The sequence below is a fragment of the Streptomyces sp. NPDC058864 genome (assembly GCF_042742985.1).
Classification (GTDB): domain Bacteria; phylum Actinomycetota; class Actinomycetes; order Streptomycetales; family Streptomycetaceae; genus Actinacidiphila.
Genome location: NZ_JBHYMQ010000039.1, coordinates 12144 through 31710 on the forward strand (window position 1 = coordinate 12144; position 19567 = coordinate 31710).

The 19567-nt window shown below is 72.1% G+C and carries 13 protein-coding genes; 6 read left to right on the forward strand and 7 right to left on the reverse strand.

Annotated features, from left to right (window positions below):
* Positions 1-13: 13 nt before the first annotated feature.
* The 7 genes from ACFW3D_RS26025 to ACFW3D_RS26055 form a co-directional block, all read right to left on the reverse strand.
* Positions 14-1042, reverse strand: coding sequence for an ABC transporter permease (locus ACFW3D_RS26025; RefSeq protein WP_500507621.1), 1029 nt, complete (start codon positions 1040-1042; stop codon positions 14-16).
* Positions 1039-2007 carry an ABC transporter permease gene (locus ACFW3D_RS26030; RefSeq protein WP_500507623.1) on the reverse strand — a complete coding sequence of 323 codons (969 nt, stop codon included), beginning with the start codon at positions 2005-2007 and terminating at the stop codon, positions 1039-1041. Before ACFW3D_RS26030 ends, ACFW3D_RS26025 begins: the two co-directional genes overlap by 4 nt.
* Complete coding sequence (locus tag ACFW3D_RS26035) at positions 2000-3631, reverse strand: sugar ABC transporter ATP-binding protein (RefSeq protein WP_500507625.1); 1632 nt, start codon at positions 3629-3631, stop codon at positions 2000-2002. The genes ACFW3D_RS26030 and ACFW3D_RS26035 overlap by 8 nt, the downstream gene beginning before the upstream one ends.
* A gap of 96 nt (positions 3632-3727) precedes the next feature.
* Complete coding sequence (locus ACFW3D_RS26040; RefSeq protein WP_500507627.1) at positions 3728-4819, reverse strand: ABC transporter substrate-binding protein; 1092 nt, start codon at positions 4817-4819, stop codon at positions 3728-3730.
* Between the two features lie 141 nt (positions 4820-4960).
* The gene (locus tag ACFW3D_RS26045; protein ID WP_500507629.1) at positions 4961-8272 is read right to left on the reverse strand and encodes a LamG-like jellyroll fold domain-containing protein; all 3312 of its coding nucleotides are present in this window, start codon (positions 8270-8272) and stop codon (positions 4961-4963) included.
* 427 nt (positions 8273-8699) lie between these two features.
* On the reverse strand, positions 8700-11114 hold the full coding sequence (locus ACFW3D_RS26050; RefSeq protein WP_500507631.1) for a glycoside hydrolase family 32 protein: 2415 nt from the start codon (positions 11112-11114) through the stop codon (positions 8700-8702).
* Between the two features lie 129 nt (positions 11115-11243).
* On the reverse strand, positions 11244-12260 hold the full coding sequence (locus tag ACFW3D_RS26055) for a carbohydrate kinase family protein (RefSeq protein ID WP_500507633.1): 1017 nt from the start codon (positions 12258-12260) through the stop codon (positions 11244-11246).
* A 260-nt stretch (positions 12261-12520) separates the two neighbouring features.
* Here ACFW3D_RS26055 and ACFW3D_RS26060 point away from each other — a divergent pair, with 260 nt between their 5' ends.
* From ACFW3D_RS26060 to ACFW3D_RS26085, 6 genes are all read left to right on the forward strand, one after another.
* Positions 12521-13522: a sugar ABC transporter substrate-binding protein gene (locus ACFW3D_RS26060; protein ID WP_500507635.1), complete on the forward strand. Its 1002-nt coding sequence runs from the start codon at positions 12521-12523 to the stop codon at positions 13520-13522.
* Complete coding sequence (locus tag ACFW3D_RS26065; RefSeq protein WP_500507719.1) at positions 13519-14523, forward strand: ABC transporter permease; 1005 nt, start codon at positions 13519-13521, stop codon at positions 14521-14523. The genes ACFW3D_RS26060 and ACFW3D_RS26065 overlap by 4 nt, the downstream gene beginning before the upstream one ends.
* Positions 14520-15434, forward strand: coding sequence for an ATP-binding cassette domain-containing protein (locus tag ACFW3D_RS26070; protein WP_500507637.1), 915 nt, complete (start codon positions 14520-14522; stop codon positions 15432-15434). Before ACFW3D_RS26065 ends, ACFW3D_RS26070 begins: the two co-directional genes overlap by 4 nt.
* Before the next feature lie 50 nt (positions 15435-15484).
* Positions 15485-16513: a LacI family DNA-binding transcriptional regulator gene (locus ACFW3D_RS26075; protein ID WP_500507639.1), complete on the forward strand. Its 1029-nt coding sequence runs from the start codon at positions 15485-15487 to the stop codon at positions 16511-16513.
* Positions 16514-16732: 219 nt separating this feature from the next.
* Positions 16733-18163: a cytochrome ubiquinol oxidase subunit I gene (locus tag ACFW3D_RS26080; protein WP_500507641.1), complete on the forward strand. Its 1431-nt coding sequence runs from the start codon at positions 16733-16735 to the stop codon at positions 18161-18163.
* Positions 18163-19185, forward strand: a complete 1023-nt coding sequence (locus ACFW3D_RS26085) for a cytochrome d ubiquinol oxidase subunit II (protein ID WP_500507643.1) — start codon at positions 18163-18165, stop codon at positions 19183-19185. The genes ACFW3D_RS26080 and ACFW3D_RS26085 overlap by 1 nt, the downstream gene beginning before the upstream one ends.
* The last annotated feature ends 382 nt before the right edge of the window (positions 19186-19567 follow it).

Consider the following 19567-nt stretch of genomic DNA (forward strand, 5'->3'; position numbering starts at 1 on the left):
GGCACCGGCACGGTCATGTGGTGCGCGGTCCCCGCGCGAGATACCGCTGGGCCACGACCACCACGATAAGGAAGCCGCCGCTGACCACCGATTGGTACGAGGAATTGAGGGAGCCGATCTGGTTGATGAGGTTCTGGATCACCGCAAGCACCAGGACGCCCCACAGGGTGCCGCTGACCGAGCCGGCACCGCCGACCAGCAGCGTGCCGCCGATGACGACCGCCGCGATGGCGTCCAGTTCCATGCCGACGCCGATGATGGTCACGCCCGAGGACAGCCGGGCGGCGTTCAGGGCGCCCGCGAAGCCCGCGAGCAGCCCGCTGACCGCGTAGACCAGCACCCGGGTCCTGGCCACCGGCAGCCCCATCAGCGTGGCCGCGTCCGGGCTGCCGCCCACCGCGAACAGCGACTGCCCGAACGACGTCCGCTGGAGCACCAGCCCGCCGGCGGCGAACAGCACCAGCGCGATCAGGACCGGGTACCCGAACCCGGCCACCGTGCCCTGCCCGAGCTCGGCGAAGGCCGATCCGTGCGGCACCAGGTAGGTGTCGGCGCCCTCGTCGGTCAGGGCCAGCAGCAGCCCCCGGGCGGCCAGCAGCCCCGCCAGCGTGACGATGAACGGGGCCATCCCGGCCCGCGCGATGAGCAGACCGTGCACGGTGCCGAGCAGACCGCACACCGCGAGCGGCAGCAGCAGCGCTGGCAGGGTCCCGTACTGCGCGGCCCACGCGGCGAGGACGCCGCCCAGCGCGAAGACCGAGCCGACCGACAGGTCGATGCCGCCGGTGATGACGACGAGGGTCATGCCGAGGGCCACGATCGCCAGGAACGAGGCCTGGACGGTGACGTTCCGCGCGTTGTCGAGGGTTCCGAAGGACGGGAAGACGAAGGAGGAGACCAGCACCAGCAGCAGGAGCACGGCGAGCACGCCCTGCCGCTGCACCAGCACGGCGAGCCGCCTCCGGTCCCCGGCGCGGGCCGCCGCCACCGCGGGCGGCTCCGGCGTGGCCCCGGCGGAGCGGGGCGTGGTGAGTGACTTCATCGGGATCGACGCTCCCGGGCGACGTAGACGGCGACGAGGATGATGACGGCCTGGGCCATCTGCGCGGTGGAGTCGGGGAGGTCGTGCTTGACCAGGGTGGCCCGCAGCAGCTGCATCAGCAGCGCCCCGCAGACCGTGCCGAGGACGCGTACCGACCCGCCGGTGAGCGGGGTCCCGCCCACCACCACCGCGGTGATCGCGGACAGCTCCATCAGGGAGCCGAGGGTGGACGGGTCACTGGCCGTCAGACGGGCGGTGGCCAGCACCCCGGCCAGGGCGGCGAGCACCCCGCACACCACGTACACGCCGATCAGCACCCGCTTCACCGGCAGTCCGGCCAGTCCGGCGGCGGCACGGTTGCCGCCGATCGCGACCAACTGCCGGCCGAACGTGGTGCGGTGCACCACCCCGGCGACCAGCAGGGCGAGCACACCGGCGATCAGCACGACCACGGGGACGCCCAGGACGTCGTCGGTGCCCAGGGCCAGCAGGCCCGGGTTGGCGATCTGCTTGAGCTGCCCGTCGGCGAGGACCAGGGCCAGGCCCCGGCCGCCCACGAACAGGGCGAGGGTGGCCACGATGGGCTGCAGCCCCACCACCGCGACCAGGGTGCCGTTGGCCGCGCCCACCACCGCCCCGGCGGCGAGCGCGGTGAGCAGCGCGGGCAGCAGCCCGTAGCCCAGGTACAGCGGGAGCAGGGCCGCGGCGAGTGCCATGACGGACCCCACCGACAGGTCCACGCCCTCGGTGCCGATCACCAGTGCCATGCCCAGGGCCACGATCACCACCGGGGCCACCTGGACGAGCTGGGTCCGCAGGTTGGCAGCGGTCAGGAAATGGTCGGTGAAGACGGCGTTGAACAGGACCAGCACGGCCACCGCCGCGTACACCCCGTAGGCCTGGAACCAGGCGGGGGCGGGGAGTCCGACCGGGCCCCGCCGCACGGTGGGGGAGAGTTCAGCCATCGTGCCGGACCTCCTCGTCGTCCGGGCCGCTGTCGGCCGCGGGCGCGTGGGCCGCGGGCGCGTGGGCCGCGAGGACCTCCAGCAACTCGCCCTCGCCGACCCGTTCGCCCGTCAGCTCGCCCGCCACCGCGCCGCCGCGCAGCACCACCAATCGGTCGGCGCCCTCCACGAGTTCCTCGATGTCGGAGGAGATGAGCAGCACCGCCAGTCCCTCCTGGGCCAGTTCGTCCACCAGAGCCTGCACCTCGGCCTTCGCGCCCACGTCGATACCGCGCGTCGGCTCGTCGAGCAGCAGCACCTTCGGCTCCAGGCAGAGCCAGCGGGCCAGCAGCACCTTCTGCTGGTTGCCGCCGGAGAGTTCGCCCACCTTCTGCTCGGGTCCCGAGGCCTTGATCCGCAGGCGCTTCATGAAGATCTCGACGACGCGGTCCTGCCGGGCGCGCGAGACGACACCCGCCCGGGACAACCGCGGCATGGCGGCCAGCACGATGTTCTCCCGCACCGACAGGCCCGGGACGATGCCCTCCGCCTTGCGGTCCTCGGGCAGCAGGCTGATGCCCGCGCGGATCGCGGCGGCGGGGGAGGGGCGGCCCAGTCGCCGCCCGGCGACCGTCACCGTTCCCGAGTCCAGCGGCAGCGCCCCGGCCAGGGCCTTGGCGGTCTCGCTGCGCCCGGAGCCCAGCAGCCCCGCCAGGCCCAGCACCTCGCCGGGGCGCAGCTCCAGCGAGACGCCGTCCAGGACGTGACGCCGGTTCAGCCCGGTGGCGGTGAGCACCGCCTCGCGGTCGGGGTGGTGGTCCTCACCGAAGCCGGTCCGTCCGTCCCGGCGCACCTCGGAGACCTCGCGGCCCAGCATCATGGCGACCAGTTGCATCCGGTCCAGGTCCGCGAGGTCGCCGGAGTGCACCAGGCGCCCGTCGCGGAGCACCGTCACCCGATCGCAGATCCGGTACAGCTCCTCGAGCCGGTGGCTGACGTACAGGACGGAGATGCCCCGGTCGTGGAGGTCGCCGATGACCCTGAAGAGCGTTTCGACCTCGCGCGGCTCCAGCGCGGAGGTCGGCTCGTCCATCACCACGACCTTGGCGCGCACCGACACGGCGCGGGCCAGCGCCACCATCTGCCGGGTGCCCACGCCGAGGCTGCCCAGCGGGTGGCGGACGTCGGCGGTGACGCCGAAGCCCGCGAGCAGCGCCGCCGCCTCCCGGTGCATCCGCGGGAAGTCGATCAGCCCGAGGCGGTTCTTGGGCTCGCGGCCCAGGAAGATGTTCCGCGCCACGCTCATCAGCGGGACGAGGTTGACCTCCTGGTAGATGGTGGTGACCCCGGCGTGCTGTGCGTCGGCGGGCCGCGCGAAGGCGACCCGGCGGCCGTCGAGCCGCACCTCGCCGGCGTCCGGGCGGTGCACTCCGGTGAGGACCTTGATGAGGGTGGACTTGCCGGCGCCGTTCTCGCCGACGAGGGCGTGGATCTCGCCCCGGCGCAGGGTGAACGAGACGTCGTCGAGCGCCACCACACCGGGGAAGCGCTTGCCGATGCCGACGGCCTCCAGCACCGCGGGCGCGGTGGGGCCGTCGTCCGGACCGGGCGGCGGTGCGGCGGGTGCCGCGTCGGGGGGTGCCATGGCGGGCCTTCCGTGGGGTCGCGGTGTCGGGGGGCCGTGAGAGGGACGGGCCTGCCGCCCGGCCGGTGAGGAGGACCGGGCGGCAGGCGCGGGGGCTCAGTAGGCCCCGGACAGCGAGTCCTTGGCGTTGGACGCGTCGTACTCGCGGTCGGAGATGATCACGTCCTCGGGGATGGCCTCGCCGGCGAAGAACTTCTGCGCGGTGGCGAAGGCGAGCGGCCCGAAGCGCGGGTTGGACTCGATGACGCCGTTGTACTGGCCGTTCGCCAGGGCCTGCACGGCGTTGCGCGTCCCGTCGATCGACACGATCTTGACGTCCTTGCCGGGCTTCTTCCCGGCCGCCTTGAGCGCGGTGACCGCGCCGAGTCCCATCTCGTCGTTCTCCGCGTAGACGGCGGTGATCCCGGGGTTCGCCTGGATCAGCTGCTCCATCACCTGCTGGCCCTTGTCGCGGGCGAACTCGCCGGTCTGCTGGGCGACGATCTCCAGACCGGGGGCCTGCGCCGTGAGCTGGTCGACGAAGCCCTTGGTGCGGTCGGTGGTGACGTTGTTGCCGGAGGCCCCCAGCAGGATCGCGACCTTGCCCTTGCCGCCGGTGACCTTGATCATCTGGTCGGCGGCGCGCTTGCCCTGCTCGACGAAGTCCGAGCCGAGGAAGGCCACGTAGTCCTTGCACGCGGTGGCGTTGATCTTGCGGTCGATGGTGATGACGGGCACGTGCTTGGCCGCCGCCGCGCGCAGCGCGGGCTCCAGGCCGTCGGAGTTGAGGGGTGCGACGATCAGCAGCTGGGCGCCCTGGGCGAGCATGTCCTGGATGTCGCTGATCTGCTTGGGCAGCTGCGACTGCGCGTTGGTGGTGAGCAGCTTCTTGACGCCGAGCTTCGCCGCCTCGTCCTTGATGGACTGCGTCTCCGCGATGCGGAAGGGGTTCGCCTCCTTCTCCGACTGCGAGAAGCCGACGACGGCGTCCTTGAGGTCGATCTTCTGTGCCCCGTAGGTCTGCAGGGTGCAGCCGCTGCCGGCCGCGTCGGTCGCCGCGGTCGGCGACTGCACGACCTGGGCGCCCTCGGAGGAGGAGGGGGAGGCGCTGCCGGAGCCCTCCTCCTTGGCGCAGGAGGTGGCGGTCAGGGCGGCCGCGGCGGTGAGGCACACGACGGCAAGGAAGCGGGTGGAACGGGAAGTGCTCATGGACGTTCAACTCCTCGGAGAGCGGTGTGCGGCCTGATCAGGGGCGGTGGTCCCGCCGTCGCCCCGGGGACGGCCCGGGAGGCGGCCCGCCCCGCCCCGTGCCGGGGCGGGCCGCTCAGGTGGTCCGTGGTCGGTGCCCGGTCAGCGCTTCGCCGGCACGGCGGGTTCGCCGGCCGCCAGGGACGCCACCTCGGCGGCGGTCAGTGCGCGGTCGTAGGCGTGGACGTCGGAGATCGCGCCGCTCCAGTGGTCGACGCGGTTGCCGCCGTACTTGCCGCGGCCGATCACCAGGTGGCCCGAGGGCCCCTCGGCGTTGCAGCCGCGGACGGAACCGGACTCGCTGCCGTCCACGTAGATGCGCAGCCGCCCGTCGCTGTGGCTGTAGCTGCCCACCAGGTGGTACCAGCGGCCCGCCTCCGGCTCGCCGATGGTGCCCGCGAGGGCCCGGCTCCCGGCGAAGCTGAACGCGAACCGCTTGTCGGCCTGCGAGTACTGCAGGTAGAAGGCGCTGTTGGTGTCGCCGTCGACGGACACGGCGGTGCTGAAGTGCCCCTTGTCGTCGAGCCGGACCCAGGCGGCCACCGAGTAGTCGTGGCGGTCGGTGTCCAGTACGGCGGCGCCGGTGTCGACGTAGCCGGTGCTTCCGTCGAACTGCAGGGCGGCGCCGTTCGGGCCGGTCGTCCAGCTCGTGCCGCCGGTCAGGGTGCCGTCGTGGTCCCCGGCGACGTCCTCCGCGACGGTGCCGGAGCCCTCGTGCAGCGGCCACCAGCCGACGCCGTTCGGCCCGGGCGTGCCGGGCGGCACGTCGGCCCCGCCGGCGGCCGCACCGGCCGCGATGACCTGCCGGTTGACCTCCCGTACCTGTTCCGGGATCACCTTGACCACCTCGCGGTCGTAGGTGAGCAGGCCGTTGAGCTCGCCCTCGACGTCGGTGATCTGGGTGTAGACCGAGCCGGACAGGCCGCAGGCCGCCGGGCGGAGCAGCTTGCGGGTGTTCTCCACGTAGGCCGCGGTCAGCTCCTCCTTGCTGTGGGCCGCGTCGCCGTAGTCCTGGCCGCCCGCGGTGCCGAGGATGTGGCCGGGGACGAGGTAGGAGTAGCCGCCGTGCTCGCCGTCGACGGCGGCACGGGTGTCGTCCGGGGCCGGACTCGCCGGGCCGTGGTAGTCGTGGAAGTCGATCAGATCGCCGCGGCCCGAGTCGCCCTTGGAGGCGCAGCAGTTGACGCCGGAATGGGCGTCGACCAGACGCGTGGGGTCCTGTTCCCTGACGGCGTCGGCGAGCTCACCGGTGGCCTGCTTGCTCCACTCGCCCCAGCCCTCGTTCATCAGCGTCCACACGAGGACGGACGGGGTGCTGATGTGCTGGTCGACGATCTGGTGGACCTGGTCGAGGAAGGTCTGGGTCTCCGGGGTGCCGGCGGCCGCCGTGCCGCGGCTCGGCATGTCCTGCCACACCATCAGGCCCAGCCTGTCCGCCCAGTAGTACCAGCGGTCGGGCTCGACCTTGATGTGCTTGCGGACCGCGTTGAAGCCGAGCTTCTTGTGCTGCACGAGGTCGTACTTCAGGGCCTCGTCGGTCGGCGCGGTGTAGAGGCCGTCGGGCCAGAAGCCCTGGTCGAGGGTGGCGAGGACGAACACCGGCTTGCCGTTGAGCTTGATCCGGTTGGTGCCGCCGGCCGGGGACACCTCGATCGACCGCATGCCGAAGTAGGAGCCGACGCGGTCCTTGCCGCGGCCGTCGGTCAGGGTGACCTCGAGGTCGTACAGGTACGGGTCGTCCGGGCTCCACAGGCGGGCGCGGGGGACGGGCAGCCGCAGGGCCGTCCCGGCGGCGCCGGTGACCGAGCCGGCCTTGCGGCCGTCACGGGTGTACGCGGTGGCGGTGACCTTCGCGGCCGGCGAGGTGCCCGCGCCCGGCCGCACGGTGACGGCGAGCGAGGAGTCCGCCAGGTTCGGGGTGAGCACCAGCGAGTCGACCGACGCCTCGGGCACCGGCTCCATCCAGACGGTCTGCCAGATGCCGGAACTCGGCGTGTACCAGATGCCGCTGGGGTTGCGGGACTGCTTGCCCAGTGCGTAACGGTCGTCGGTGGTGTCCTTGACCTTCACCAGCAGGGTCTGCGGCCCCCGCCCGGCGAGGGCGTCGGTGACGTCGGCGCTGAACGCCTGGTAGCCGCCGGTGTGGTGGGCGACCTCACGGCCGTTGACGTACACCCAGGACTCGTAGTCCACGGCGCCGAAGTTGAGCTTCAGCCGGTTGCCGGAGCGGACCCGCCAGTCGTCGGGGACGGTGAAGGTGCGCTGGGACAGCGACCAGTCGTGGTGCCGGGCGACGCCCGACAGGCCCGACTCCATCGGGTACGGGACGATGATGCTGCCGCTCAGCCTGCCCTGGGGGAGCGCCGCGTCCTGCGCGGTCGGCTGGAACTGCCAGGTCCCGTTGAGGTTCTTCCACTTCTCGCGGGTCAGCTGCGGCCGCGGGTAATCGGGCAGCGGGTTGGACGGGGAGACGTCCTTGGCCCACCTGGTCCGGAAGTACCAGGTCGAGTCGTTGCGCGCGACGACCGAGAAGGGACCGAGGTCGCCGTCGTTGGTGGTGATGCCGCCCCTGCCGTCGTAGCTGATCCGCACGTCGGCGTTGAGCGAGACCGGGGAGTCGGCCTCGGCCGGCTTCAGGACCAGCCGGGAGGGATGCTTGGGGTCACGGGAGACGGCTGCCGACCAGCGCGTGCCGCCGGACAGCAGGGCCAGGTGGGAGGCCGCGCCCTCGGGGAGGGCGGTGACGGGGGAGTCCAGCTCGACGGTGGCCGTGCGGCCGGTCGTGGCCACCGAAGCCTCGGCGTCCGCCGGGGCGAATCCGGCCGGCAGGTGCAGCGCGGAGTCCGGTACGGGCCGGCGGTCGAAGCCCGGCCCCGACCACTCGGTGTGCAGGTAGGCGCCGCCGTTGCCCTGGTTGTAGTCGTAGGACAGCTCGTGCAGGCCGGCGGTCAGGGTGATCGGCCGCGAGGTGGTCTGGACGTCCCAGTCGGTGGTCCAGTGGTCGATCACGCTCGCCCCGTCGAGGGACATGCGGAAGCCGTTGTCGCCCTTGATGTAGAAGGTGTACGTGCCGTCGGCGGGCACCTCCAGGCGGCCCGTCCACCGGACGGCGACGTTGTCCGTGGTGCCGGCGTAGGTGCGCAGGGTGGGCAGCAGGTCGTCGACGTGGAGCGAGCCGTCGATGCGGGTGCCGGTGTACTGGGCGAAGTCCAGGGCGGTCCCGCTGGACATCCGGTAGTAGTCGCCGCGCAGGCCCGCGTCCGCGGAGGCGGCGGTGACGTCGGTGGGGACGTCGGCCGTGGCGGAGGGCCGGGCGGACGCCGTGACCGGCGTCAGCAGGGCCGCCCCGAGGAGGAGCGCCACCAGGGCGGTGAACCGAGCAAAGCGGTTGGTACGTCGTCGGCCAGGACTCATGGTGCACCTTCCGTGGGAGTCGTCGACGCCTTGACGGGAAAGTTGCGGGTCAGGAGTGTGCGGTGCCTGGAACCAAGAGCGCTGCGCGCCGGAAACGCGGTTGTACAACGTTGGAAATTTTCGGCGCGGAGAGCATGAAAGCAGCGCCCCGCCGCCATGTCCAGACCTCGCGTAGAAGCTCGTCAACGGGCCGTCAGGTCGTGGCGAAACGCGCCGCGAGGGCCTCCGTGCCCTTGCCGGAGCGGAGCGGAAGGGGATCACCGGGCCCGGGCGACGAGGGTGATGTGCCCCTGACAAGGCATGCGCTCGGGGCGGGCGGCATGCCGCCACGGCGATCCGGAACGTGTTCAACGTTGGAAAATGGCAGGACGGAGGGACCGCTCCGGAGCGGGCCGCGGAGGCCCGTACCGGAGCGGTCCCGGCCGGGTCAGCCGATGCTCAGGTTCTGCACCTGGGTGCTGGCGGCGAAGCCGTTCACCCCGAACAGCCCCTCGGCGTACGTGTCGTCGGTGGCGTCGACGACGGGATCCGCGGCGCCGCCGAGCCAGACCCGGATGCGGGGGCCGTCCGTGCGCACCTTCAGGTGGTAGGTGCGGCCCTCGACGATCCGCGTGGCGTACGTCGCGATGTCCCGGCCCGGCCGCCACAGCTTGACCACGCCGCTGGTGTCGATGTTCGCCGTGTAGCCCGCGCCGTCGTCACGGGCGCGGAAGGTGAGACCGGCCGCCGTCCCGTTGGTGACGGACAGGTCCCCCTCGTAGGTGAAGTCACCGCCGGTACGGTCGCTGAGGTAGAAGCCGTCCTGCGGCGAACTCCCCCTCAGCCCGGACGGCGTGACCGTCCACGTGCCGCCCCGCGGGGTCCACCTGCCGGCGGGGAAGGCCGAGAAGCCGGTCGTTCCGGTGTTGAGGTTCTGCACCGTCGCCGTGCCGTTGAAGACGTTCACCCCGAACACACCGGTGGTGTAGGTGTCGTCGGTGGCGTCGACGACGGGGTCGGTGCCGTTGTCCAGCCAGACCCGGATGCGGGGGCCGTTCGTCTGCACCTTCAGGTGGTAGGCGCGGCCCTTGGCTATCGGGGTGGCGTAGGTGGCGATGTCCCGGCCCGGCCGCCACAGCTTCAGGACGCCGCTGGTGTCGATGTTCGCCGTGTAGCCCGCGCCCGAGGCGTTCGCGCGGAACGTCAGGCCCGCCGCCTGCGCGGTGTCCAGCGTGAGGTCGCCCTGGTAGACCGCGTCACCGGCGCTGCTCGCGCTCAGGTAGAACCCGTCGCCGCTCGTCGAGGCGCGCTTGCCGCCGCTGACGTCGGTCCAGGCCCCGCCCGAGGCGTGCCACGGGCCCTTGAGGTTGCTCTCCAGGGTGGACTGGGCCGTGCCCCAGCTGGTGTTGAGGCGGGTGAAGGTCGCGCTGTCCAGCTTCACCTTGCCGCCGACGGCGAAGAGCCGGATGCCCTGGCTGTCGGCGGCGGAGTCGAAGTCGACGTTGTCGGACAGGGAGTAGAGCCCGCCGTCGGCGAAGGTCTCCAACTGCCCCCGGTCCACCAGCAGCCGCATGGTGACCTTGCCGTTCCGCGGCTTGAGCGGCTTGCCCCGCAGGGTCTGCGCCCTGGTGTCGTAGACGACGCTGCGGTCGGCCGTTCCGTCGGAGCGGGCGTGCAGGTCGAAGCCGAACTGGGTGGCGGTCGCGCCCTGCACGTCGAACTGGGCGGTGATCTCGTACGTGTCGGCCTTGATGCCGCCGAAGAGGCTGTCGCCCTTGGCCGCGTTCACCGTCTGGTTCTTCCAGCTGCGGGTCTCCGAGCCCAGCGAGGCGAGCTCGGCGACGGGCGTCCGGGTGATCCGCGGCCCGTCGGGCGTGCTGACCAGTCCGAGGGTGGCGGGGAAGGTCGAGTTGCCCGTCCAGGTGCTGCCGCGGTTGCCGCCCTGCCACGCCATCTGCACGGTCCGGCCGTCGGGCGTGTCCGCGAACGTCTGGGCGGCGTAGAAGGTGCCCCCGGCGTAGGTGGTGCCCAGGTCCATCTGCTGCGGGCCGGTCCAGTCGGTGCGGAAGGTCGTGCCGTCGAAGGTGCCGACGACGTACTGGCTGGACGCGGAGGTCAGCACCCACCGCTGCTGCCCGGCCTTGCCGTCCAGGGCCAGGGGGTACATGTCGGGGCACTCGAAGAGCCAGGGCGCCTGGAAGCGGCTGGCGAGGGTCCAGTCGAGGAGGTTGGGGGAGGTGTAGATGTTCACCCCGTTGCCACCCTGGTTCGACCAGACGACCATGGCCCACCGCTTGCGCGCCGCGTCCCAGAACACCTTGGGGTCGCGGCTCTCGGAGGGGATCTCGATCTGCTTGCGGCCCTTGTCGTAGGCCTGGAACGTCCGGCCGTTGTCGTTGCTGTAGAAGACGCTCACGCCGTCGGTGTTGGAGAACACCACGATCGGGTCCAGGGAACCCGTCTTCAGCCCCGAGGTGTTGGCCTTGTCCACGACGCCGCCGCCCGAGAACAGCGTGCCGGGATGGACGCCGGGCTCGAGCGCGATCGGCTTCTGGGTCCAGTGCACCAGGTCGGGGCTGGTGGCATGGCCCCAGTGCATGGTGTCCCAGGCCAGGCCGTGCGGATTGTGCTGGTAGAAGAAGTGGTACAGCCCGTTGGCGTACACCAGGCCGTTGGGGTCGTTCATCCAGCCCGACTGGGAGCTGAAGTGGAACTGGCCGCGGAACGGCTCGCTGTAGGTGGTGGCCGGATACGGGAACTCCGCGTAGTCCCCCACGGTTCCGGCGACCGCGGGGGTGCCCGGCAGTAACGCGGCCAGGCTCGCGATCAGGGCGACGAGCAGCGCCCCGACTCTTCGACGCATGTGAACCCACTCTCTGCACGCCGGTGATGTCATCGTTGACATATGTCATCGCTGACATCCGATCGATGACCGATGATGGGCCCCTGCCGAGAGCCCGTCAACGCCTCGCACAGGATCGGCCGGGGCCCGTCATGCTTCCGGATGGGCGTTCAAGTCCTCGAGCGCCGCGTCCACTTGGGCGGCCCACGGCGGGTTCGGCCCGGGGACGGCGCAGGTCATCGCGGCCACGCGGGTCGCGTAGGCGCAGGCCGCCCGGACGTCGTCGGTCCGCAGCCCGTCGAGCCGGCCGCCCAGCAGCCCGCGGCCGCCGAGATGGTGCAGGAGCCCCGCCGTGAAGGAGTCCCCGGCGCCGACGGTGTCGACCACGCGAGCCGGCACGCCGGGTACGGAGACCCGCCGGCCGTCGAGCGAGGCGAGGACGCCGCGTGCGCCGAGGGTGACCACCACCAGCCGGGCACCCGCCGCGTGGAAGCCGTCGCAGGCCGCCTCCGGGGCGGTGTCCGGCGCCAGCACGGCGAGGTCGTCCTCGCTCAGCCGGAGGATGTCCGCGGTCGCGCACCACGTCCCGATGCGGTCGCGGTACACCCGCGGATCGACCAGGGCGGGCCGGACGTTGGGGTCGATGCTGACCGTCGCATGCTCTCGCGCCCCGGCCAGCACCTCCTCCACGAGGGCGGCGCCCGGTGCCCTGACCAGGGCGAGCGAACCGGAGTGGACGCACGCCGGGTCGCCGAGCGCGGCGCGTTCCAGCTCCCCGCGCGTCCACTGCCAGTCCGCGGTGCCCTCGGCGTGGAAGGAGTACGCCGCCTGCCCGTCGCCGTCCACGTCGGCGACCGCCAGTGTGCTGGACTCGGGAGCGGCTGCGGCCGCCGACAGGTCGACGCCGGATTCCAGCAAATGGACGCGGAACAGCCGCCCGAAGACGTCCCCGGACAGCCGGGCCAGCAGCCGGGTCGGCGTACCGAGACGGGCCAGCCCCACGGCGGTGTTGGCCGGGCCGCCGCCCGGCAGGACGCGCAGCCGCAGCCCCGGCGCCCGTTCCGGCGAGCGGCCGTCCGCACCGGGCGGGGCCGCCGCCGCGTGCCCGGGTTCGGGGAAGACATCGGCGACGCACTCTCCGAGCACGGTGACCTGACGCGGCTGCATGGGGAGATTCCTCCAGGTGGGGGACGGGACACGGGCCGGCCCCGGCGAGGGCCCGGGCGGGATGCGGGGGGTGGGCTCCCCGTGTCGCCAACAGGCTTTCTCCGCAGGGGCATTGACGTTGCCGGAGCGGGAGTCCATCATCCTCCGCATGCGGTGTCAACGATGACATGTGTCAACGTTGGCATTCTCCTGGCGAGATCCTTCGCCGAACGCAGCGCCATACGGCTGTCCCCGCTCACTGCTTCCCGTAGGAGTCGCAGATGTCCCGTAGAGCCCGTCCGGTCCTCGTCATCGGTGCCGCCGGCCTCGCCCTGTCCCTGGCCGCGTGCGGTTCCGGTTCCGGCGGCGGCTCCCCGTCCGGGGGCAAGGTGAAGGTCGGCCTGATCACCAAGACCGACACCAATCCCTACTTCGTCAAGATGAAGCAGGGCGCAGAACAGGCCGCCAAGAGCGAGAACATCGAACTGACCACCGCGGCGGGCAAGTTCGACGGCGACAACGCGAGTCAGGTCACCGCGCTGGAGAACATGGTCGCCGCCGGGGTCAAGGGCGTGCTCATCACCCCCAACGACTCCAAGGCCATCGTCCCGGCGATCGCCAAGGCGCGCGCCAAGGGCGTGCTCGTCATCGCGCTGGACACCCCGCCGGAGCCGCAGGACGCCGCCGACGCGCTGTTCGCCACCGACAACGTGAAGGCCGGCGAGCTGATCGGCGCCTACGCCAAGGCCGCGATGGCCGGCAAGACGGCGAAGATCGCCACACTGGACCTCGCCCCCGGCGTGTCCGTCGGCGTGCAGCGCCACGAGGGCTTCGTCAAGGGGTTCGGCGTGGACGCCTCCGACCCTTCGATCGTCTGCTCCCAGGACACCGGCGGCGACCAGGCCAAGGGCCAGACCGCCATGGAGAACTGCCTGCAGAAGGCGCCGGACATCAACCTGGTCTACGCGATCAACGAGCCCGCCGCGCTCGGCGCGTACACCGCCATCAAGGCCAAGGGCCGCGAGAAGGACGTCATGATCGTGGCCATCGACGGCGGCTGCACCGGCGTGCAGGCGGTCAAGGACGGCAAGATCGCCGCGACCTCCCAGCAGTACCCCTTGAAGATGGCCGCCGACGGCGTCAAGGCGGTGGCCGCGTTCGCCAAGGACGGCAAGAAGACCAGTGGCTACACCGACACCGGCGTCACCCTGATCACCGACAAGGCGCAGCCGGGCGCGCAGGCCGAGGACACCGGCTTCGGCCTGCAGAACTGCTGGGGCTGACCACGGTGACCGCATCCACCTCGCTCGCCGCCGTGGGCAAGGAGCCGGCCGCGCTGCGCCGGTTCCTCGCGGCGCCCGCCGCGGGACCGTTCGCGGCCCTGGTCCTGGCCTCGGTGTTCTTCTCCCTGGCCACCGACCAGTTCCTCTCCGGCGGCAACTTCTCGCTGATCCTCCAGCAGGTCATGGTCGTCGGCACGCTCGCGATCGGCCAGACGCTGATCATCCTCACCGCGGGCATCGACCTGTCGTGCGGGGCGGTCATGGCCTTCGGCGGCATCCTCATCGCCAAGCTCGCCGTCCAGGGGCCGCTGCCGCCGCTGCTCGTGATCGGCCTGGGCATCCTGGTCTGCGGAGCGTTCGGGCTGGTCAACGGGCTGCTGGTGCGGACGGTGCCGCTGCCCCCGTTCATCGTGACACTGGGCATGCTCAACGTCGCCTTCGCCCTCACCCACATCTACTCCGACGAGCAGACCGTCACCGGCCTGCCAGAACCGCTCACCGCGCTGGGCCGCACCTTCCCCCTCGGGAAGACGGACGTCACCTACGGGTCGCTGGTCACCATCGCCCTCTTCCTGGGCTTCGCCTACGCACTGAGCAGCACCGCCTGGGGCCGTCACGTCTACGCCCTCGGCAACAGCGCGGAGAGCGCACGGCTCAGCGGCATCCGGGTCTCCCGGCTGACCGTCGGCGTCTACACGGTGGCCGGGCTGGTCTACGGGATCGCCGCCCTCCTGCTGGTGTCGCGGACCGGGGTCGGCGACCCCCAGGCGGGACAGACCGACAACCTCGACAGCATCACCGCGGTCGTCCTCGGGGGAACGAGCCTGTTCGGCGGCCGGGGCACGGTCCTCGGCACGTTCGTCGGCGTGCTCATCGTCGGAGTCTTCCGCAACGGCCTGCAGTTGATGGGCGTCTCGTCCGTCTACCAGACGCTGGTCACCGGTGTGCTGGTGATCCTCGCGGTGACCGTCGACCAGCTCTCGCGAAAGGGGACCCGATGACCGGCCCCGCCTCCCACGACCCGGCGCCTCCCGCACCGGAGGTTCCCGCACCGGACGTTCCCGCACCGGAGGCCTCCGCGCCCGCCGCCGGGCCCGAACCCGTGCTCAGCGCGCGCGGGCTGGTCAAGCGCTACGGGCACGTCACCGCCATCGACCACGCCGACTTCGAGCTCATGCCCGGCGAGGTGCTGGCCGTCATCGGCGACAACGGGGCCGGCAAGACCAGCCTGATCAAGGCACTCACCGGCGCGCTCGTCCCCGACGCCGGCGAGATCCGCCTGCACGGGCGGCCCATCAGGTTCGCCGGGCCGCAGGACGCGCGGGCGCACGGCATCGAGACGGTGTACCAGGACCTCGCCGTCGCGGCGTCCATGGACATCGCCTCCAACATGTTCCTGGGCCGCGAGATCCGCCGCCCCGGCGTACTCGGCTCGGTGCTCCGCCTCCTCGACAAGAAGACGATGCGCCGTCAGGCCGCCGACCACATGGCCGCGCTCAAGGTCGGGGTCGGCTCCATCACGCAGCCCGTGGAGACGCTCTCCGGCGGCCAGCGCCAGGCCGTCGCCGTCGCCCGCGCCGCCGCCTGGGCGCGCAGCGTCGTGGTGATGGACGAGCCGACCGCCGCCCTCGGCGTCAAGGAGTCGGGACAGGTCCTCGACCTCATCCGCCGCGTCCGGGACAAGGGCATCCCGGTGATCCTGATCAGCCACAACATGCCCCATGTCTTCGAGATCGCCGACCGCGTCCACGTCCACCGGCTCGGCAGGCGGGAGGCCGTCATCAAGCCGTCGGACTACTCCATGGCCGAGGTGGTGGCCATCATGACCGGCGCGCTCGGCGTGCGACCCGACGGCGGTACGGTCGTGGCGGACAGTGACGCAGCCTCGGCCGCCGGGGTCCTGGGGAGCTGACCGACGCGCTCCGGCATCCGCGGGGCCGACACACGGAGAAAAGGTGGTCCATGACAGCGACCCGCAGACCGACCCTCGCCGACGTGGCCCGCGAGGTGGGTGTCAGTGCCAAGACGGTCTCCCGGGTGCTGAACGAGGACGGTCCCAGCTCCCCGGAGACCAGGAGGCGGGTGCTGGAAGCCGTGGCGAAGCTCGGCTTCCAGCCCAACCTCATGGCCAGGAGCATGCGGGTGGGCGGCCCCGACACCACCGTGGGGCTGGTGGTGCCGGACCTCGGAAACCCGTTCTTCGGCGCCGTCGCGGGCGGCATCGAGGACGCCGTGCACGGCCACGGACTGACCTTGCTGATGGGCTCGTCGGACGACGACCCGGAGCGCGAGCACGCGCTGATCCGCACCTTCCTGGCCCGCCGGGTCAGCGTGCTCATGGTGGCGCCGGCGGTGGGCGCCGACCACGCCCACCTCAAGTCCCACCGGGCCGCCGGGATGCCGGTGGTCTTCCTCGACCGGCCCGGCAACGGACTCACCACCGACACCGTGGTCAGCTCCAACCGGGCCGGCACGCAGGAGGGCGTCGCCCACCTGATCGCCGGCGGACACCGCAGGATCGGCTTCATAGGCGACCTGCCGGCCCGGCTGTACACGCGCCGCGAGCGGCTCGCCGGCTACCGCGCGGCGCTCGCCGGGGCGGACCTGCCCCACGACCGCACACTCGTCGCCGACGCCCACGACCCGGCGGGCGCAGCCGAGGCGACGGCCCGGCTGCTCGCCCTCCCGGACCCGCCCACCGCGCTGCTGTCGGGCAACAACGTCATGACGATCGGGGTCATGACCGAGCTCTCCCGCAGCGGGCGCAAGGACGTCGCGGTGGTCGCCTTCGACGACGTCCCCATGGCCGGCATCCTCGAACCCGCGCTGACCGTCGTGGCCCAGAACCCCTCCACCATGGGCGAGTTGGCGGGCTCCACCGCCCTCGAACGCCTCGAGGGCGACCGCACCCGCGCCCGTACGATCCTGGTCGGGACCCGGCTCGTGCCGCGTGGTTCGGGCGAGCTGTCCCCACTCGCGCGCACCCGCTGACCGCCGGGCGCCCCGCCCCGGACCGACCGGCCCGGGGCACGGGCTCCACGACCACCGAACGGGTCATCGGCACCCGCCCGCAGTGCGCATTCCCGCTCATACCGACCGTCGTGACCTAAGGTGATCGTCCTGTCGCGAAAGGGTCGTGGTCGATGTGATGGCGGTGGCGAACACGAGTGGTACGGGCCGGAGGATCCTCGCCGACGGGCGGTGCGGACGATGACGGGGGCCTGGGACCTGCTGGCGCTGGGCCCCGGGTCGGCCGGTGATCCGGCTCAGCTGCTGCCGGCCCGTCAGCAGATGGCCTTCACCCTGGGTTTCCACATCATCCTGGTGCCGTTCGGTGTCGCCCTCACCACGCTGATGCTCATCGCGAACCACCGCGGTCTGCGCCGCGGGGACGCCGACGCCATGCTGCTCGCGCGGCGCTGGTCGAAGGTGGCCGCGGTGCTCTTCGCCGTGGGGGCGATCACCGGCACCGTGCTCTCCTTCGAGCTCGGCATCCTCTGGCCGGGCCTGATGCGCGGCTTCGGCCCGGCGTTCGGCTTCCCGTTCGCCATCGAGGGGCTGTTCTTCTTCCTCGAGGCGATCTTCGTCTCCCTCTACATCTACGGCTGGGACCGGCTCTCGCCCTGGGCGCACTTCTGGACGGGCGTACCCGTGGCGCTGTCGAGCATCGGGGGCGCCGGCGCCGTCATCGCGGCCAACAGCTGGATGAACCAGCCGGGCGGCTTCACGATGCGCGACGGGAGGATCGTGGCCGTCCGGCCGGTGGAGGTCTTCTTCAACGGGGCCTTCTGGTGGGAGTTCCTCCACATGCTGCTGGCTGCCTACATCGTCGCCGGGTTCGCGGTGGCGAGCGTCTACGCGGTGGGCATGCTGCGCGGCCGCACCTCCCGCTACCACCGCACCGGATTCCTCATCGGCTTCGTCACCGCCGCCCTCGCGCTGCCCCTGCAGGTCCTGGTGGGCGACACCATCGCCCGGTACGTGTACCAGGCCGAGCCCGCCAAGTTCGCCGCGATCGAGCTGCTGCCGGACACCGGCACGCACGTCCCCGAGACGCTCGGCGGCGTACTGGTCGACGGAAAGGTCCGGTACGGCATCCCCGTACCGGACATGGCCTCCCTGCTGGCCGGCTTCCACCCCTCCACCGAGATCAAGGGGCTCGACGCGATCCCCGCCGAGGTGCGTCCCTCGGACCGGATCGTCAGCACCGTCCACCTCGCCTTCGACGTGATGGTCGGGCTCTCCTTCGCCCTGCTGGCGCTCGCCGCGTGGTTCGCCTGGCTGTGGTGGCGGCGGCGTTCCCTGGACCGGCAGCGGTGGTTCCTGCGCTGCTGCGCGGTCAGCGGGCTCGCCGCGGTGGCCTGCCTGGAGAGCGGATGGGTCGTCACGGAGGTGGGCCGCCAGCCCTGGACCGTCGTCGGTCACCTCCTCACCCGGGACGCGGTGACCACCCAGGGCAACCTGTGGCCCTTCTTCGGGTCGGTCGTCGTCATCTACGCGGCCGTGGGCGTCGGCGCGGTGACCGTGCTGCTGTCGATGAAGCGGCGCTGGCAGGCCGAGGGCGACGACAGCGTGGACGTCCCCTACGGTCCGCGCAGCGGCCCGGAACCGGTCGGCGCGCGCGCCGGGACGGAGGAGTGATGCCGGACGCCGTCGCCGCGTTCCTCTTCCTCGGCGTCATCGCCTACTGCCTGTTCGGCGGTGCCGACTTCGGCGCCGGGTTCTGGGACCTCACGGCGGGCGGGGCCGAGCGGGGCAGACGCCCCAGGCACCTGATCGACACCTCCGTCGGCCCGGTGTGGGAGGCCAACCACACCTGGCTCGTCTACTGCCTGGTCTTCCTGTGGTCGGGGTTCCCGGTCGCGTTCACCGCCATCACCACGACCCTCTACATCCCCCTGGGCATCGCCGTCCTGGGCATCGTGCTGCGCGGCGCCGGCTTCGCCTTCCGCAAGGCCTCGCTGCGCACCCCCGAGCAGCGCCTGTACGGCGTCGCGTTCGCCGCGTCGTCCGTCCTGACCCCGTACTGCTTCGGGTCGATCGCCGGAGGCATCGCCTCCGGGCGCGTGCCCACGGCGGGCAACGGGGAGGCCGTCACGAGCTGGCTGAATCCCACGTCGGTGCTCGGCGGCGTGCTGGCGGTGCTCGTCTGCGCCTACCTCGCGGCCACCTACCTGTACGTGGCGGCCCGTCAGCAGCGCGACCACGCCCTGCAGCGGCACTTCCGCGGCAGGGCCCTGTTCGCCGCCGTGCTGACCGGAGGCGTCAGCATCGCCGGTGTGTTCGTCCTCCGGCAGGACTCCCCGCACCTGTTCCGCCGGCTGAGCCACGGCGCACTGCCGCTGGTGCTGCTGGCCGCGTTCTGCGGGGTGGCGACCATGGTCATGGTGTGGCGCGAGCGGACGAGGTTCCTGCGCGGGCTCGCCGCGGCGGCGGTCGCCCTGGTCGTGCTCGGCTGGGGCGTCGCCCAGTTCCCGTACCTGCTCGGCACCCATCTGGAGATCGACGCGGCGGCGGCCCCCGAGGCCACGCTCGCGGTGACGATCGGCGTCGCCGTGGTGGCCGGACTCCTCATCTTCCCCTCGATCGCGCTCCTGTTCCGGCTCGCCAACCGGGGCAGCCTGCGGCCGGGGGACCGGGAACCGGCCGAGCCGGGTCCCTGAGAGCGCGTGACCGCCTGCCGGCGGCGCGCCGCGCCACCGGCAGGAACGGGCTCGCCGTGATCAGCGACGCCGGGCGTGGACCGGGCGGAACGCGGCCGGATCTCGGCTGCGAGGGGGAAGGCCCGTCGCGGCGGCGGGTGTGCACGTTCACTTCGGCTGCGCCGGGCCGCGGAGCCGGTGCCGGTCGTCATCGCCGACGGCGCGATGGGGGTGTTCCCGCCCGTACGGGTCGGCCTCGGGAGCATTGACCGCCGGTCTGCTCACGGGCGTCGCCGGACCGGTGGAGATGATCGGCGTTCCGGGTCTGCCGCGGCCGGCGGGGTGTTCATGGACCGGGTGTGCCTGCGCGGGCGGGTCCCGGTCGGTCACGCGCACCCAGGCG

Coding starts and splice junctions, on each gene's coding strand:
- ACFW3D_RS26080 (WP_500507641.1), top strand. CDS start 16,733: ATGACGGGGGCCTGGGACCTGCTGGCGCTGGGCCCCGGGTCGGCCGGT.
- ACFW3D_RS26040 (WP_500507627.1), bottom strand. CDS start 4,819: ATGAGCACTTCCCGTTCCACCCGCTTCCTTGCCGTCGTGTGCCTCACC.
- ACFW3D_RS26085 (WP_500507643.1), top strand. CDS start 18,163: ATGCCGGACGCCGTCGCCGCGTTCCTCTTCCTCGGCGTCATCGCCTAC.
- ACFW3D_RS26075 (WP_500507639.1), top strand. CDS start 15,485: ATGACAGCGACCCGCAGACCGACCCTCGCCGACGTGGCCCGCGAGGTG.
- ACFW3D_RS26050 (WP_500507631.1), bottom strand. CDS start 11,114: ATGCGTCGAAGAGTCGGGGCGCTGCTCGTCGCCCTGATCGCGAGCCTG.
- ACFW3D_RS26055 (WP_500507633.1), bottom strand. CDS start 12,260: ATGCAGCCGCGTCAGGTCACCGTGCTCGGAGAGTGCGTCGCCGATGTC.
- ACFW3D_RS26030 (WP_500507623.1), bottom strand. CDS start 2,007: ATGGCTGAACTCTCCCCCACCGTGCGGCGGGGCCCGGTCGGACTCCCC.
- ACFW3D_RS26060 (WP_500507635.1), top strand. CDS start 12,521: ATGTCCCGTAGAGCCCGTCCGGTCCTCGTCATCGGTGCCGCCGGCCTC.
- ACFW3D_RS26025 (WP_500507621.1), bottom strand. CDS start 1,042: ATGAAGTCACTCACCACGCCCCGCTCCGCCGGGGCCACGCCGGAGCCG.
- ACFW3D_RS26035 (WP_500507625.1), bottom strand. CDS start 3,631: ATGGCACCCCCCGACGCGGCACCCGCCGCACCGCCGCCCGGTCCGGAC.
- ACFW3D_RS26070 (WP_500507637.1), top strand. CDS start 14,520: ATGACCGGCCCCGCCTCCCACGACCCGGCGCCTCCCGCACCGGAGGTT.
- ACFW3D_RS26045 (WP_500507629.1), bottom strand. CDS start 8,272: ATGAGTCCTGGCCGACGACGTACCAACCGCTTTGCTCGGTTCACCGCC.